Here is a 14198-nt window from a genome sequence, read left to right as displayed (position 1 = left end):
GTGGGGGGCGATTGGCACCTTAGAGCCAAAGCTTTCTAGTGAAAAGGTTTCTCAAGCAAGAAATCCAGGCCGTCCGCCCTGCCGAGGTGCACCGTGCGCCGCACCTGGCGGTTCAGCAGCGTGAGCGGGCCGCGCGCGCTCACGATCGTGGTGCCGTCGGCGACCGCGTCGAGGGCGGGGACGGCCAGGCTGCCGGCCCGTCCGGACAGGGCGGCGAGCATCGCGACGGCCTCGTAGCAGCCCTGGCCGTGGGCGTTGAGCATGGGGGCGTGCGGGCCGAAGCGTTTGGCGTACCGCTCGGCGAAGTGCAGGCTGGCCTCGGTCGGCAGGTCGCGGAAGTAGCCCATCGAGGCGTAGAGCTCGCCGGTGCCGTCGCCGCCGATGCCGAGCAGGCCGTGCTCCTCCAGCGCCCCGCACAGCCGGGCCGCGCCGAGCCCGCTCGCCGCGTAGGCCCGGTTGAAGGCCACCAGGTCGCTGCCGATCAGCGTGAGCAGGATCGCGTCGGGGCGGGCGTCGGCGATCCGGTCGAGCCAGGAGGCCGCCTCGCCGTACCGGACGAACGTCTCGCCGACGACGGTCGCGCCGCGCGCGCGCAGCCGGCGCCGGGCGCCCGCGTGCACCAGGCGCGGCCAGACGTAGTCGTTGCCCAGCAGGTACCAGCGGCGTGCCCGGTGGGCGCGGACCAGCCATTCGATGCCGGGTTCGAGCTGCCTGCCGGGGGTCTCGCCGAGGAAGTAGACGCCCGGCGCGTGCCCCCCGCCCTCGTACGGCGGCGCGTACACGAACGGGACCCGCCCGCCGATCGCGGCGACCACGTCGACCCGGACGTCGCTCGCGTGCGTGCCCACCACGGCCTCGACCGTGCCGGACGCCACCAGGCCGGCCACCTCGGCGGCCACCTCGCGCCCCGGCCGCCCGCCGTCGACGAGTACCAGCTCGACCTGCCTGCCCAGGACGCCGCCCCGGGCGTTGACCTCTTCGGCGGCCAGCACCGCGCAGTTGATCGCGCACGGTCCCACCAGCCCGAGCACCCCGGACACGGGCACGACGAGGCCGATCCTGACCGCGTCTGAGGGGAGGAGCCGGGCCTCGAAAGGATCGACGATCGCCGCCACGCCGACGAGTATCCTCCGAACTAGCTCTCCGGTGAAAGGACCTGATCTTCCATGGCTAAATCCGGGCTGGGGTCCTCACTCGCGTACGTGCTCAGCCGCGCCGAACGCGAGGTCACGCGCGGTCTGGCGGCGACCCTGGCCGGTGAGGACGTCACCGTCGAGCAGTGGCGCATCCTGCGCGCGCTGGCCGACGGGCGCGGCCACTCGATGGGGGAGCTGGCCGAGGCGGTGCTCATGCCGCACCCGACGCTCACCAAGGCGGTCGACCGGCTGATCGACCGGGCGCTGGTCCACCGGGGCGCGTCGGCGGGCGACCGGCGGCGGGTGGCGGTGTTCCTGGCCGACCGGGGGCGCGACCTGCTGGCCCGCGTGGACGGCGCGGTGGCCGAGCACCACCGGGCCGTCGCCGCCGCGTTCGGCCAGGAGCGCACCGAGCGGCTGATGCGCGAGCTGGAGGACCTGGCGGCGGCCCTCGACCGCGCCTCGGCCGAAGCCGTGGCCCCCGCTAGCCCAGCCAGTACGTGTCGTGGCGGATGAAGAACTCGGCCTTCTCCTCCTCGCTCTTGCCCGCCAGCTCCGGCAGCCCCTCGAAGTAGCCCTCGCGAGGGGCGCCGGGGGCGAAGTGCAGCAGCATGGTCGCGGGCTCGCCCGACTCGTTGCGGAAGGCGTGCACGCCGCCCTCGGGCACGTGGACCCAGTCGCCGGGCCGCGTGTCGATCCAGCGGCTGCCGTCGTAGATCCGCACCGAGCCTTCGAGGATGTAGAACGACTCGGAGATCGACTTGTGGAAGTGGGGGCTCGGCCCGGACGGCTCGGGCCCCATGACCCAGCGGTAGAGCCCGAACTGGCCGTTGGTGGTGGCTCCGGTGGCCAGGTAGTGGACGGTGTTGCCGTTCTGGTAGGTCAGCTCGGGGCCGTGGGCGTAGGGGCGGTACGTGGCCGACAGCTCGCCGGTGTCGCCCGAATAGCGCGGTTCCGGATAGGTCATGAGGCCATCCTGCCCGAACCGCCGGCGGTCAGCTCTCGCGGTTCCTCCTGTCGTGGTCGCCCCACACCAGAAGGGCCACGCCGACGGCCGCGAGCCCCAGATACGCCGCGAGGGGCAGCTCCACGAGCCGCCCCACGAACCCCCACTCCGTGTCGAACCAGACGCGCCCGACGAACCCGCCGAGCCCCTGGAGCACGGCCATGATCCCGAAGAAACCCCTCATGGCCTCGACAGTGGCAGAACGGGACCCGCCCCGGCATCCGACCTTGGGCGGGTCACGTGCGACCAAAGTCGGTCAGGGGTAGAGCCCGCGCATGCTGTGCGCCTCGGCGACCCGGCCCACGCCGATCACGTGCGCCGCCTCCCGCAGCGTCAGCCCGCGTTCGGCGGACATCGACCTGACCTCGGCGAAGGCGCTCTCCATCAGGTCGCGCAGCTTCACCTCGACCTCACGCGAGCTCCAGGAGAAGGCCTGCATGTTCTGCACCCACTCCAGGTAGGACACGATCACCCCGCCCGCGTTGGCCAGGATGTCCGGCACGACGGTGGTGCCGTTGGCGGCCAGGATCTCGTCGGCCTCCGGCGTGGTGGGGCCGTTGGCGCCCTCCACGATCAGCCGGGCGCGCACGCGGGGCGCGTTCGCCTCGGTGATCACGCCTTCGAGCGCGGCCGGGACGAGCACGTCCACGTCCAGCTCGAAGAGGTCGTCGTGGGCCATCGCGTCGGCGTGCGGGTAGCCGGACACGCCGCCGGTCTCGGCCACCCAGGCGCGCACGCGGGCGACGTCGAGGCCGCCGGGCGCGTAGAGCGCGCCGGTCACGTCCGAGACGGCGACCACCTTGCAGCCCTCGTCGGACAGGTACTGCGCGGCCAGCGCGCCCACCTTGCCGAAGCCCTGCACGGCCACCGTGACGCCCTCGGGTGAGCGCCCGAGCGCGGCCAGCGCCGCGATCTGCACGCCGCGCGAGGTCGAGCCGGTGCGGCCGAGCGAGCCGCCGAGCGTCATCGGCTTGCCGGTGACCACGCCGGGCACCGAGTAGCCGGCGTTGACGCTGTAGGTGTCCATGATCCAGGCCATGGTCTGCTCGTCGGTGCCGACGTCGGGGGCCGGGATGTCCTTCTCCGGGCCGATCAGCGGCAGGATCTCGTTGACGTAGCGGCGGGTGAGCCGTTCGAGCTCGATCGTGGTCAGCGCGCCCGGGTCCACGGCCACGCCGCCCTTGGCGCCGCCGTACGGGATGCCGACCAGTGCGCACTTCCACGTCATCCACATCGCCAGGGCGGTGACCTCGTGGATGTCGGTGCCGGGATGAAAGCGGATACCGCCCTTGGCGGGGCCGCGCGAGACGTTGTGCTGGACGCGGAAGCCCTGGACGACGTCCATGCGCCCGTCCTCGCGGCGCACCGGGACCGAGACGGTCAGCGAGCGGCGCGGCGTGGCCAGCATCGTGCGGAGGCCGTCGTCGAGCCCGAGGTGGGCGGCGGCCTGATGGAGTTGGTGGAGAGCGGAGTCGAGCGCCTGTTGACCAGGTGTGATCAGCGCCGGCGTCTTTGACGGCACCATGATGCTCATGGTCGAGTTTCCTCCTGTATGCGCGCCCAGTTTGCGGGAGAAGGCGCCATTGCCTTCCCTCTTGGGCGTGTTGTCTCGATCATCCTAGGCCGGGCTGTTTGACCTTGCCTAGGTTATGAAGGGATATCCAAGCCGTTGATCAACGTGCTGGGAACGTGCCACTCTGGCAGGCTGTCGATCGAGAGTTTGCCGAATCGTCGAAAACCGGAGGGTTGGATGCCCGCACTCGTGGTTGGGCCGATGTTGCGTCACGTCGACTCGGTCAGCGCCTCGATCTGGGTGGAGACCAGCGAGCCCTGCACGGTCACCGTCGAGACGGCAGGCGGGGCTTATCGGTCGCCCACCTTCACCGTGCACGGTCACCACTACGCGATCGTGGATCTCGTCGGCCTGTCCCAGGATATCGCCTCCTATTCCGTCAGCCTCGACGGGGACCAGGTCTGGCCCCTGGCGGGTCGCCCGGCCAGCCGGGTCCGGCTGCTGCCCGCAGAAGGGCCGCGCAGGCTGGCGTTCGGGTCGTGCCGGACGAGCGTGCCGCACGACTCCGCCCACGTCCGCACCCACGGCGACGACGTGCTGCGCGCGTACGGTGTGAGCCTCATGCGCGCCGACGAGCAGGAGTGGCCCGACCTGTTGCTGCTCCTCGGCGACCAGGTCTACGCCGACAGCCCCTCGCCCCAGATGCTCGACTACATCCACGCCCGCCGCACCACCGAGCCGCAGGGCGAGATCGCCGACTTCGAGGAGTACGCCGAGCTCTACCGCCAGGCGTGGACCGACCCGGAGATCCGCTGGCTGCTGTCCACCGTGCCCACCGCCATGATCTTCGACGACCACGACCTGCGCGACGACTGGAACACCTCGCAGTCCTGGCGGGAGAAGATGGCCCTGACGAGCTGGTGGCCGCGGCGGGTGGTCGCGGGGCTGGGGGCGTACTTCGTCTACCAGCACCTCGGCAACCTGACTCCGGCCGAGCGCGCGGCCGACCCGCTGGTGCGCGAGCTCACCGAGGGCGGCGGCGACGGCGGCCCGGCCCTCGACGCGTTCGCCGCCAAGGCCGACGCCGAGCCGAGCAGCAACCGCTGGAGCTACACCCGCGACCTCGGGCACACGCGGCTCATCATGATCGACACCAGGTGCGCCAGGCAGCTCACCCCCGGCGACCGGCGCATGCTCGACCCCGACGAGTGGGCCTGGCTCCAGGAGCAGGCCGCCACGCCGGCCGAGCGGCTGGTCATCGGCTCCTCGATCCCGTTCCTGCTGCCCGAGGGCGTCCACGGCGTCCAGAACTGGAACGAGGCGCTGTGCGACGGCAAGTGGGGCCGTACGGCCCAGCGGCTGTCGGAGCAGCTGCGTCAGGCCGTCGACCTGGAGCACTGGGCGGCCTTCCGGCGCTCGTTCGAGGACCTGGGCAGGATGCTGGTCAAGCTCGGCAAACCGGCCGTGATCCTGTCCGGCGACGTCCACTACTCCTACCTGGCCAAGGCGTCGGCCGGGCAGATCTACCAGGTCGTCTGCTCGCCGATCCGCAACCCGCTCAGCCGGCTGCTGCGCTGGGCCAACGTGCTCACCCAGTTCGGGCTGGCGACGCTGGTGGGCAGCCTGCTGGCGCGGCTGGCCGGCATCCCGCGGCCGCCGTTCCGCTGGCGGGTGACCAAGGGGCCGCTGTTCCAGAACGCGCTGGCCACGCTGACCTTCCCCGACACGATCACCTGGTACGAGTCGGTGGGCGACGGCGTCCGGCCGATCGACTCGGCCCGGCTGGCGTAGAAAGGACCCATGAACGACGACCAGTACTCCAGGGCGGTGCCCTTCTACGACCTGTGGCACGAGGACGGGCACGTCCCCGAGATCCGCGAGTCGCTGCCGCCCCTGCTGAAGGGCGTGCGGGGCGGCGTCATGGAGATCGGCGCGGGCACCGGCCTGATCACCGAGCTGATCGTGCGCGAGACGCGCGGCGAGGTGTTCGCCGTCGAGCCGGCGCTCGCCATGCGGTCGGTGCTGCTGTCGCGGCTGGCCGGTGACGAGGAGGCGCGCCGCCGCGTCACCGTGCTGGCCTGCGGGGCGCTCGACGTCGACGTCGACGTACCGGTCGAGGCGGTCGTGATGATCTCGGTGCTCCAGGCGTTCCCGGCCGGGCGGCGGGAGGAGCTGTGGCGGGTGCTGGCCAGGCAGCTCGAACCGGGCGGGCTGCTGCTGTTCAACTGGCGCGAGCGGCCCGCGCCCACGCCGGGTGAGCTGGAGCTCATGGGGTCGTACCAGGTCGGGCGGCACGCCTACGAGGTCTGGGGCCAGGTGCTCGGCGTCTCCGGCGAGACCGTGCGCTCCCGCTTCCTCTACCGGGTCAGGCAGCGCGGCGTGGTGATCGGCGAGGACGAGGTGACCAGCGAGGCCCACCGGCCGGGCGGCGAGCGGCTGGCCGCGGAGCTGACGGCGGCCGGGTTCGTCAGGGACGAGGCCCCCGACGGGCTGGCGGCCTGGCGGAAGGCGGCGTAACCCGAAAAAGGTGGAACCGGGCTTCCGTGTGCGGCCAACAACAGGGTGACCGCATGAGAGAGGACCGGATGTGGTGAGTGTCGAGGACACAACCGAAACGCTGGATGACTCGACCCTGATCGGGCATTCCATGGGCGACCCTGAGCGTTTCGCCGCACTGTTCGACCGGCACGCCGACGAGATCCACCGGTACGCCGCCCGCCGCCTGGGCGCGGAGCTGGCCGACGACGTGACGGGGGAGGTGTTCCTCGTCGCCTTCCGCGGGCGCGGCCGCTACGACCGCACCCTGCCCGACGCCCGGCCCTGGCTGTACGGCATCGCCACCAAGGTCGTGTCCCAGCACCGCAGGGCCGAACGGCGGCGCACCGCGGCCATGGCCAGGGTCGGCGCCGACCGTCCCGGCACGTTCGACGAGCGCAGCGCCGACCGGGTCACCGCAGAGCAGCTCCAGCCGCGCCTGGCCAGGGCGCTGACCAGGCTCAGCGCGAGCGAGCGCGACCTGCTGCTGCTCGTGGCGTGGGCCGACCTGACCTACGAGGACGCCGCCCGCGCCCTCGGGGTGCCGGTCGGCACCGTCCGGTCCAGGCTGCACCGGCTCCGCGTCAAGGTACGCAGGGCGCTCGGCGGCATCGACCCCTTCGCAGCAGAGGAGCCCCAGCATGGATGACGAGATCCGGACGTTCGCCGACGGCAGGCCGTCCGCGCCGCCGTACGAGCCGCAGGCCCGCGCGCGGGCACGGGAACGGCTGCTGGCCGAGGCGCACGGCGGGCGACGCCTGCGGCTGCCGAGGCTCGGCTGGCAGACGGCCGCCGCGTTCGGCGTCACGGTCGTCCTGGTCGGCGGCGTGGCGGTGGCGCTGTCCGGCCAGGGCGGGACGGAGATCCGCCCGGCCACCTCCGTGGTCCTCTCGGGCGGAGAGCTGAACCCCAGGCCGGACCAGTTCATCCTGATCGAGTCCGACACCATGTACGGCTCGCACTCGGTCGACGCGTCCGGAGGACAGACCCGCTACCTCTACCGCCAGCACCGCAAGATCTGGAAGTCGGTGGACGGCAGCAAGGACGGCCTGCTGCTGACCGAGGGGCAGGAGCCGCGCCCCTGGCCGGGCGAGCCGCTGCCGGCGGACGCCAAGAACTGGCAGGGCAGCGAGTGGAACCAGCTCGCCTCCTGCCCCGACCTGCGCGGCCCCTACCGCGACGACTACGCCTTCCTGAGCACGCTCCCGACCGACGCCACGGCCATGCGCGACCGCCTCTACCAGCCGGTCCCCAAGGGCAAGGACGTCAACGCCGACGCCGCCGCCTTCACCCGCGCAGGAGACCTCGTCAGGGAGAACTACCTGCCCAAGCCGCAGCGGGACGCCCTGTTCGAGGCGGTCAAGACGATCCCCGGCGTCGAGGCGGCCGAGGGCGTGGCCGACTCCTCGGGACGCGTGGGCGTGGCGCTGGGCCGGGTCGCCGACTGGGGCGTGCGTGAAGAGCTGATCTTCGACCCGGCCGCGCACACGTTCCTGGGCGAGCGGCAGGTCGCGGTGGACGCCAAGGCCGGGGCGCCGAAGGACAGCGTCCTGGCGCTCACGGCCCAGCTCGACGTCTCCGTGGTGGACGCCCTGCCGGACGCCCCCGACGCCGGTGCCGACGCGAGCTGCACGCCGGAGACCCAGGCCCCCACACCCATTCCCTCGGAGTCCGGCCCGACGACGGCGGAGCTGCCGGCGGCCGAGGCGACGTTCACGTTCACCCCGGAGCCGACCAGCGCGTTCGCGGTCGAGTCGACCCGCGAGCCGGAGACCGGGCCGACCGGCACCCCGGAGCCGACGGTGACGCGTACCGTCACCCCCACCCCGGGTTCGTGACCTCCACCGGCGGCCGGCGGCCGGCCACCCGGTAGACCCACCCAGCAGGCCCACAGGGCGCGCCGCCACGGCGGCGTGCCCGTGCGGGGTCAGCGGCCGTTTCCCGGAGGGCCGCCGGCCGAAGTACGGCGGGTGGCGTGACCAGGCGAAGCCATGAAGACCTATAGGTCTTCGAGGACGGCGGCGAGCTGGTCGACCGCCCAGACCAGGTCCTCCTCGGAGATCACGATCGGCGGCGCGAGCCGGATCGTGGACCCGTGGGTGTCCTTGGCGAGCACGCCGCGCGCCATCAGCGCCTTGGAGACCTCGCGCCCGGTGCCGAGGGCCGGGTCGATGTCCACGCCCGCCCACAGCCCGCGCCCGCGCACCGCCACCACGCCCTTGCCGGCCAGCTCGCGCAGCCGCGCGTGCAGCACCTCGCCGAGCCGGGCGGCCCTGGCCTGGAACTCGCCGGTGTTCAGGATGTCGATGACGGCGATGCCGACCGCGCAGGCCAGCGGGTTGCCGCCGAACGTGGACCCGTGCTGGCCCGGCTTGATCACCCCGAGGACGTCCTCGTCCGCGGCGATGGCCGACACCGGCACCACGCCGCCGCCGAGCGCCTTGCCCAGGATGTAGATGTCGGGGACGACGTTCTCGTGGTCGCAGGCGAACGTGCGGCCGGTGCGGCCGAGCCCCGACTGGATTTCGTCGGCGATCATCAGCACGTTGTTCTCGGTGCAGATGCGCCTGACCTCGGTGAGGTAGCCGTCCGGCGGCACCAGCACGCCCGCCTCGCCCTGGATCGGCTCGACGAGGACGGCGACGGTGTTGTCGTCGATCGCCTCCCTGATCGCCTCGGCGGACCCGTAACGGACGATCGTGAAGCCGGGCGTGTACGGGCCGAACCCGTCGTGCGCGTCGGGGTCGGTCGAGAAGCTGATGATCGTGGTGGTGCGGCCGTGGAAGTTGTCCTCCATCACGATGATGTTGGCCTGCTCCGGCGCGACGCCCTTGACCTCGTAGCCCCACTTGCGGGCCACCTTGATCGCGGTCTCGACGGCCTCGGCGCCGGTGTTCATCGGAAGGATCATGTCCTTGCCGGTGAGGTCGCCGAGCCCGGCGCAGAATCGGGCGAACTGGTCGTGGTAGAAGGCCCGGCTGGTCAGCGTGAGGTTCTTCAGCTGCTCCTGGGCGGCCTCGATGATCTTCGGGTTGCCGTGGCCGAAGTTCAGTGACGAGTAGCCCGACAGGCAGTCGAGATAGCGCTTGCCCTCGACGTCGGTGACCCACGCGCCGTGCGCCTCGTGGATGACCACGGGCAGCGGATGGTAGTTGTGCGCGCTGCGGCGCTCGCTTACTTCGATCAGCTCTGCGCTGGTGCTCATGTTACTTCTCCCCCCTGATCTCCAGTGTGCAGCACTTGGGACCGCCGCCCGCCTTGCGCAGCTCCGACAGCTCGACCGGGATGACCTCGTAGCCGTGCCGCTTGAGCTCCAGCTGGAGCCCGGACGCCTCGGAGTTGATCACCACGTTCCTGCCGTCGCTGACCGCGTTGAGGCCGAGCACTTCGGCGTCATCGGCGGTCGCGATCACCGCGTCGGGGAACATCGAGCGCAGCACCTCCTGGCTGCCCTTGGAGAAGGCGCCGGGGTAGTAGGCGACGTTGCGGCCGTCGAGCGGGAACAGCGCGGTGTCGAGGTGGTAGAAGCGCGGGTCCACCAGCTTCAGCGAGACGACCGGGCGGCCCAGGTACTCCTGCGCCTCCTGGTGGGCGACCACGTCGGTGCGGAAGCCGGTGCCGGCGAGGATGACCTCGTCGAGGGTGAGGAAGTCGCCCTCGCCCTCGTTGACGTACGTGGGCTCCAGGGTCGGGTAGCCGCGCTCGACGAACCAGCGCAGGTAGGCCGGGCCCTCGGGGCCGCGCTCGGGGAAGGTGAAGCGGGCGCCGTAGACCCGGCCGCCGACGACCAGCGCGCCGTTGGCGGCGAACACCATGTCGGGCAGGCCCTCGATCGGGTCGATCAGGCTGACCTTGTGCCCGAGCTCCTCGTACGCCGACTTCAGCCCTTCCCACTGCCGGATCGCCACCTCACGGTCGGCGCCGGCCTCGGGGTCCATCCACGGGTTGATCGCGTACTCGACCGCGAAGTGGTCCGGGCGGCACATGAGGAAGTGTTTGGGCATGCAGGGCTCCGTCGTCATTGCAGGGGAAGTTCCCGTGTCGGGGGAGACGAGCACAGCCTAAGAATTGACGTTTGCGCAGGCCAAGCGGTGCGCATTGCGCGTTGGCGCAGGTCTGTTGCGTCTATCGGCTGACCACGTGCGATCCGTTGCGCGCGTCCGTGAGAGCGGCTCCCGGAGGCGTGTCGACCAGCCGTGACAGCACGATCGAGCTCTTCGTCCGGACCACGAAAGCCTCGGCCGCGATGCGCTCGATGACCCGCTCGACGTGCCGCACGTCGGTGGCCCTGATGTGCAGCAGCGCGTCGGCCTCGCCGGTGATCGTGGCCGCCGCCACCACCTCGGGGAACTTGGCCACCGCCAGCGCGATGTCCGACGGCTTGGTCTTGCCCTGGCAGAACAGCTCGACGTACGCCTCGGTGGTCCAGCCGAGCGCCTGCGGCGCCACCCGCGCGCTGAAACCGGTGATCGCCCCGCTCTTCTGCAGCCGGTCGACCCGCCGCTTGACGGCCGACGCGCTCAGCCCCACCTGATGGCCGATGTCCGCGTAGGTCGCGCGGGCGTCGTCGACGAGCGCCGCGATGATGTCACGATCGAGCCGGTCCAGTTCCACGCGCTCTGTATACCGCCTGGCCAGGCTGGCGCGCGACGAGCGCCGCGCGGGAGACTGGGCGCTCGGTCCACTGCCGGAGGATTGACGCCACATGAATATCGCACGCTTTCCCGAGGGTTTCGTCTGGGGGGTCTCGACGTCGGCCTTCCAGATCGAGGGCGGCACGGCCGCCGACGGCCGCGGGCCGTCCATTTGGGACGCCTTCGCCGGCGGCCCGGCCGACGCCTGCGACCATTACCACCGATATCGCGACGACGTCCGGCTGATGAAAGACCTGGGAATGGCGGCGTACCGATTCTCGGTGAGCTGGCCGCGCATTCTTCCCGAGGGCGCGGGAAAGGTGAACGCGGCCGGTCTCGACTTTTACCAGCGGCTGGTCGACGCGCTGCTGGAGGCGGGCATCACGCCGTACGCCACGCTTTATCACTGGGACCTGCCGCAGGCGCTGGAGGAGCGCGGCGGCTGGCCGTCCCGCGACACCGCCCGCTGCTTCGCGGACTACGCGGCGATCGTCGCCGACCGGCTCGGCGACCGGGTCGGCACCTGGTTCACCGTCAACGAGCCGTGGGTGGCGGCCTTCGTCGGCCACGGCTCGGGGGTGCACGCGCCGGGCCGCCGGTCGGCCGCCGACGCGTTCCGGGCCGCCCACCACCTGCTGCTCGCCCACGGCCTGGGCACCCAGGCCCTGCGCGCCGCCGGGGCCGCCGAGGTGGGGGCCGTGCTCAACTTCTCGCCCGTCCTGACGCCCGCCCAGGTCGGCGACTTCGACCGGCCGCTGTCGGAGGAGGACGCCGAGGCCGTGACCAGGATCGACGCCCTGGTCCACCGGCAGTTCCTGGACCCGATGCTGCGCGGCGCCTACCCCGCCGACCTGCTGCCGGTCATCGAGGAGCACGCCGGGCTCGGGCACGTCCACGACGGCGACCTGGCCGACATCGCCCAGCCGCTCGACCTGCTCGGCGTCAATTACTACGCGCCCGCCGTCGTCCAGGCGCAGCCCGGCGAACCGGCCGACCCGGCCTATCCGGGAAGCACGGGCGTGCTTTTCAGCACCATTCCCACGGCGGTCACCGCGATGGGCTGGCCGATCGTTCCGAACGCCCTCTCCCTGTTACTGCGGCGGCTCTCCAGGGAATATCCCGGCCTCGAACTCATGGTCACCGAGAACGGCGCCGACTTCGTCGACACGGTCACCCCCGACGGCATTCACGACGTCGACCGCGTGCATTTCGTCGAGGAACACCTGAGGGCTCTGCGTTCCTCGGTCGAGGAGGGCGCGAACGTCCGCGGATATCTCGTCTGGACGCTGCTGGACAATCTCGAATGGGCCGACGGCTACCGGCGCAAGTTCGGCCTCGTGCACGTCGACTTCGACACCCAGCGCAGGCGGCCCAAGGACAGCGCGCTGTGGTACCGCGACGTGATCAGGCGCAACGGCCTGACCGAGGCCCCGCCCAGACGGCCCACGCTGGAGACCGTGGCCGCCCGCGCCCGCGTCTCCCGGGCCACGGTCTCCCGCGTGGTCAACGGCGAGGCGTCGGTCAGCCCCGAGGTGCGCTCCACGGTCCTCCAGGCCGTCAAGGAGCTCGGTTACGTGCCCAACGCCGCCGCCCGCAGCCTGGTGACCCGGCGCACCGACACCGTCGCGCTCGTGCTGTCGGTGCCCAGGCACGCCGCCGACCCGATGGTCCCGGCCGTCGTCCAGTACGTGACGAGCCTGCTGGAGGGCGCGGGCAAGCAGATCACCCTCATGCTCGCCGACACCGCCGAGAGCCACCGCCGCATCGTCCGGCACGCCGAGGCCCGCCTGGTGGACGGCGTCGTCCTGCTGCCGCCCGAGCGGGGCGACACACTGGCCGAACGCCTCTCGCGCACCGGCGTGCCCCTCGTGCTGCTGGGCCGGCCGCCGGTCAGCTCGCTGGTGCCGTACGTGGACGCCGACAACGCCGCGGGCGCGGCGGCGGCCACCGAGCACCTGCTGGCCACCGGCCGCCGCCGCATCGGCGTGATCTGCGGCCCGATGGACCTGGTCGCCACCCAGGACCGGCTCGCCGGCCACCGCGCGGCCATGGAGCGCGCCGGGCTGCGGGTCCGGCCGGCGATCGGCGACCTGACCCGCGCCTCCGGCACGGCGGCCGCCGGGCAGCTCCTCGGCGACGCCCCCGACCTGGACGCGATCTTCGCGGCCGACGACCGGATGGCGATCGGCGCGCTGCTGGCCGCCCGCGCCGCGGGCCGGCGGGTGCCCGAGGACCTGGCGATCGTCGGCTTCGACGACATCGACGCCGCCTCGGCCACCACCCCCGCGCTCACCACCGTGCGGGTGCCGGTCACCGAGCAGGCGCTGGCGCTCGCGCGGCTGCTGCTGTCGCGGCTGGAGGGCAGGAGCACCACGCCGGTCGTGCTGCCCACCCGGCTGGTGGTGCGGGAGTCGGCCTAGATCTGCCGTTCGAACAGGCGCGGGAAGACCTTGGACACCTTCGACAGCAGGTACTGGCCGTAGGTTCCGGTGAAGTCGACCTGCCCGTCCCAGCGCTCGCCGGCGGCGTAGGGGAGGGGCGGGACCTCGCTGTCCCAGCCGGGGTCGAAGAAGAACGGGTAGCTCAGGCGCTCGTTGCCGCTGCGGTTGCGTACGCGGTGCGGGGTCGAGCGGTAGCGGCCGCCGGTGAGCTTGTCGAGCATGTCGCCGATGTTGCAGACGAACGTGCCCGCCAGCGGCGGCGCCTCGATCCAGCCGTCCGCGGTGCGGACCTGGAGGCCGCCGTTGGAGTCCTGGAGGAGGAGGGTGAGCAGGCCGTAGTCGGTGTGCTCGCCCACGCCCCAGGTCTCGTCGTCGTCCGGCGGCGCGGGCGGGTAGTGGAAGATCCGGAACAGGACGGTCGGGTCGGCGGTGTAGCCGGTGCTGAAGTAGCCCTCGTCGAGGCCCAGGCTGAGCGCTACGCCGGACATGACCGCCTGTGCGACCCCCGTCATCGTGTCCAGGTAGGCGAGCACGGCCTCCCGCAGCTCGGGCACCTGGACGGGGAACTGGTTGGGGCCGTGCAGCGGGAGCGGGCCGGGCGGCTGCTCGGCGCCGAAGTAGACGCCCTCCTTCAGGTCGGGCCGGCCCGAGGTGAGCTCGCCGCCCACCGGGAAGAAGCCGCGCCAGGCCGGGCCGCCCCGGTCCATGGAGATCTCGTTCTTGACCTCCTCCGGCAGCGCGAAGAAACGCCTGGCGGCCGCGTCGAGCCGGTCGAGGAGCTCCTGCGGCACGCCGTGCCCGGAGACGTAGAAGAACCCGTTGTCCCGGCAGGCCGCGCCGATCGCCGCGCCGGCGGCCTGCCTGTCACCGCCCGTGGCACCGTCGAGCAGCGGGGAGATGTCGATCACCGGCAATTCGCGCACCGTGCCATTG

14 protein-coding genes are annotated in these 14198 nt (G+C 72.0%); 6 read left to right on the top strand and 8 right to left on the bottom strand.

Features of this window, described 5'->3' with window-relative positions:
- Window positions 1-35: 35 nt before the first annotated feature.
- The gene (locus tag ABZ815_RS04805; protein WP_357694017.1) at window positions 36-1115 is read right to left on the bottom strand and encodes a substrate-binding domain-containing protein; all 1080 of its coding nucleotides are present in this window, start codon (window positions 1113-1115) and stop codon (window positions 36-38) included.
- A 51-nt stretch (window positions 1116-1166) separates the two neighbouring features.
- On the opposite strand from ABZ815_RS04805, the gene ABZ815_RS04800 reads away from it, so the two are divergent.
- A complete protein-coding gene (locus tag ABZ815_RS04800; RefSeq protein ID WP_357694015.1) occupies window positions 1167-1652 on the top strand; it encodes a MarR family transcriptional regulator in 486 nt (161 codons plus the stop codon).
- Here the strand turns inward: ABZ815_RS04800 and ABZ815_RS04795 are convergent.
- The 3 genes from ABZ815_RS04795 to ABZ815_RS04785 all read right to left on the bottom strand — a co-directional run bounded on the left by ABZ815_RS04795 (window position 1621) and on the right by ABZ815_RS04785 (window position 3676).
- Window positions 1621-2103 (bottom strand): cupin domain-containing protein, encoded by a 483-nt coding sequence (locus ABZ815_RS04795; protein ID WP_357694012.1) that lies wholly within the window; start codon window positions 2101-2103, stop codon window positions 1621-1623. The genes ABZ815_RS04800 and ABZ815_RS04795 overlap by 32 nt on opposite strands.
- Before the next feature lie 28 nt (window positions 2104-2131).
- Window positions 2132-2326 carry a hypothetical protein gene (locus ABZ815_RS04790; protein ID WP_357694010.1) on the bottom strand — a complete coding sequence of 65 codons (195 nt, stop codon included), beginning with the start codon at window positions 2324-2326 and terminating at the stop codon, window positions 2132-2134.
- Window positions 2327-2398: 72 nt separating this feature from the next.
- Window positions 2399-3676 carry a Glu/Leu/Phe/Val dehydrogenase gene (locus ABZ815_RS04785; protein ID WP_357694008.1) on the bottom strand — a complete coding sequence of 426 codons (1278 nt, stop codon included), beginning with the start codon at window positions 3674-3676 and terminating at the stop codon, window positions 2399-2401.
- Between the two features lie 216 nt (window positions 3677-3892).
- Here ABZ815_RS04785 and ABZ815_RS04780 point away from each other — a divergent pair, with 216 nt between their 5' ends.
- The 4 genes from ABZ815_RS04780 (at window position 3893) to ABZ815_RS04765 (ending at window position 8028) form a co-directional block, all read left to right on the top strand.
- A complete protein-coding gene (locus tag ABZ815_RS04780; RefSeq protein ID WP_357694006.1) occupies window positions 3893-5446 on the top strand; it encodes an alkaline phosphatase D family protein in 1554 nt (517 codons plus the stop codon).
- Between the two features lie 9 nt (window positions 5447-5455).
- Window positions 5456-6172: a class I SAM-dependent methyltransferase gene (locus ABZ815_RS04775; RefSeq protein WP_357694004.1), complete on the top strand. Its 717-nt coding sequence runs from the start codon at window positions 5456-5458 to the stop codon at window positions 6170-6172.
- A 130-nt stretch (window positions 6173-6302) separates the two neighbouring features.
- On the top strand, window positions 6303-6839 hold the full coding sequence (locus ABZ815_RS04770; RefSeq protein ID WP_357694002.1) for an RNA polymerase sigma factor: 537 nt from the start codon (window positions 6303-6305) through the stop codon (window positions 6837-6839).
- Window positions 6832-8028 carry a CU044_5270 family protein gene (locus ABZ815_RS04765; protein ID WP_357694000.1) on the top strand — a complete coding sequence of 399 codons (1197 nt, stop codon included), beginning with the start codon at window positions 6832-6834 and terminating at the stop codon, window positions 8026-8028. The genes ABZ815_RS04770 and ABZ815_RS04765 overlap by 8 nt, the downstream gene beginning before the upstream one ends.
- Before the next feature lie 161 nt (window positions 8029-8189).
- Here the strand turns inward: ABZ815_RS04765 and rocD are convergent, their stop codons facing one another.
- The 3 genes from rocD to ABZ815_RS04750 form a co-directional block, all read right to left on the bottom strand.
- Window positions 8190-9395 (bottom strand): ornithine--oxo-acid transaminase, encoded by a 1206-nt coding sequence (gene rocD / locus ABZ815_RS04760; protein WP_357693997.1) that lies wholly within the window; start codon window positions 9393-9395, stop codon window positions 8190-8192.
- A 1-nt stretch (window position 9396) separates the two neighbouring features.
- The gene (gene ddaH / locus ABZ815_RS04755; protein WP_357693995.1) at window positions 9397-10194 is read right to left on the bottom strand and encodes a dimethylargininase; all 798 of its coding nucleotides are present in this window, start codon (window positions 10192-10194) and stop codon (window positions 9397-9399) included.
- A gap of 121 nt (window positions 10195-10315) precedes the next feature.
- On the bottom strand, window positions 10316-10804 hold the full coding sequence (locus ABZ815_RS04750; RefSeq protein ID WP_357693992.1) for an Lrp/AsnC family transcriptional regulator: 489 nt from the start codon (window positions 10802-10804) through the stop codon (window positions 10316-10318).
- Window positions 10805-10895: 91 nt separating this feature from the next.
- Between ABZ815_RS04750 and ABZ815_RS04745 the strand changes: the two genes are divergently transcribed.
- On the top strand, window positions 10896-13244 hold the full coding sequence (locus tag ABZ815_RS04745) for a GH1 family beta-glucosidase (RefSeq protein ID WP_357693990.1): 2349 nt from the start codon (window positions 10896-10898) through the stop codon (window positions 13242-13244).
- On the opposite strand, the gene ABZ815_RS04740 is transcribed toward ABZ815_RS04745, so the two are convergent.
- Entirely contained in the window at window positions 13241-14188 is a 948-nt protein-coding gene (locus tag ABZ815_RS04740; protein ID WP_357693987.1) for a 2-oxoglutarate and iron-dependent oxygenase domain-containing protein, read from the bottom strand. The genes ABZ815_RS04745 and ABZ815_RS04740 overlap by 4 nt on opposite strands.
- Window positions 14189-14198: the final 10 nt, after the last annotated feature.

The sequence above is a fragment of the Nonomuraea sp. NPDC047529 genome, from assembly GCF_040642995.1.
In the GTDB taxonomy this organism is placed as follows: domain Bacteria; phylum Actinomycetota; class Actinomycetes; order Streptosporangiales; family Streptosporangiaceae; genus Nonomuraea.
This window is presented reverse-complemented; position numbering and strand designations above follow the sequence as displayed.

Bases quoted from the DNA above. Each gene is read 5' to 3' on its own strand.
- ABZ815_RS04790 (WP_357694010.1), bottom strand. From the start codon at position 2,326: ATGAGGGGTTTCTTCGGGATCATGGCCGTGCTCCAGGGGCTCGGCGGG.
- ABZ815_RS04785 (WP_357694008.1), bottom strand. From the start codon at position 3,676: ATGAGCATCATGGTGCCGTCAAAGACGCCGGCGCTGATCACACCTGGT.
- ddaH (WP_357693995.1), bottom strand. From the start codon at position 10,194: ATGCCCAAACACTTCCTCATGTGCCGCCCGGACCACTTCGCGGTCGAG.
- ABZ815_RS04780 (WP_357694006.1), top strand. From the start codon at position 3,893: ATGCCCGCACTCGTGGTTGGGCCGATGTTGCGTCACGTCGACTCGGTC.
- ABZ815_RS04775 (WP_357694004.1), top strand. From the start codon at position 5,456: ATGAACGACGACCAGTACTCCAGGGCGGTGCCCTTCTACGACCTGTGG.
- ABZ815_RS04765 (WP_357694000.1), top strand. From the start codon at position 6,832: ATGGATGACGAGATCCGGACGTTCGCCGACGGCAGGCCGTCCGCGCCG.
- ABZ815_RS04770 (WP_357694002.1), top strand. From the start codon at position 6,303: ATGGGCGACCCTGAGCGTTTCGCCGCACTGTTCGACCGGCACGCCGAC.
- ABZ815_RS04800 (WP_357694015.1), top strand. From the start codon at position 1,167: ATGGCTAAATCCGGGCTGGGGTCCTCACTCGCGTACGTGCTCAGCCGC.
- rocD (WP_357693997.1), bottom strand. From the start codon at position 9,395: ATGAGCACCAGCGCAGAGCTGATCGAAGTAAGCGAGCGCCGCAGCGCG.
- ABZ815_RS04745 (WP_357693990.1), top strand. From the start codon at position 10,896: ATGAATATCGCACGCTTTCCCGAGGGTTTCGTCTGGGGGGTCTCGACG.
- ABZ815_RS04795 (WP_357694012.1), bottom strand. From the start codon at position 2,103: ATGACCTATCCGGAACCGCGCTATTCGGGCGACACCGGCGAGCTGTCG.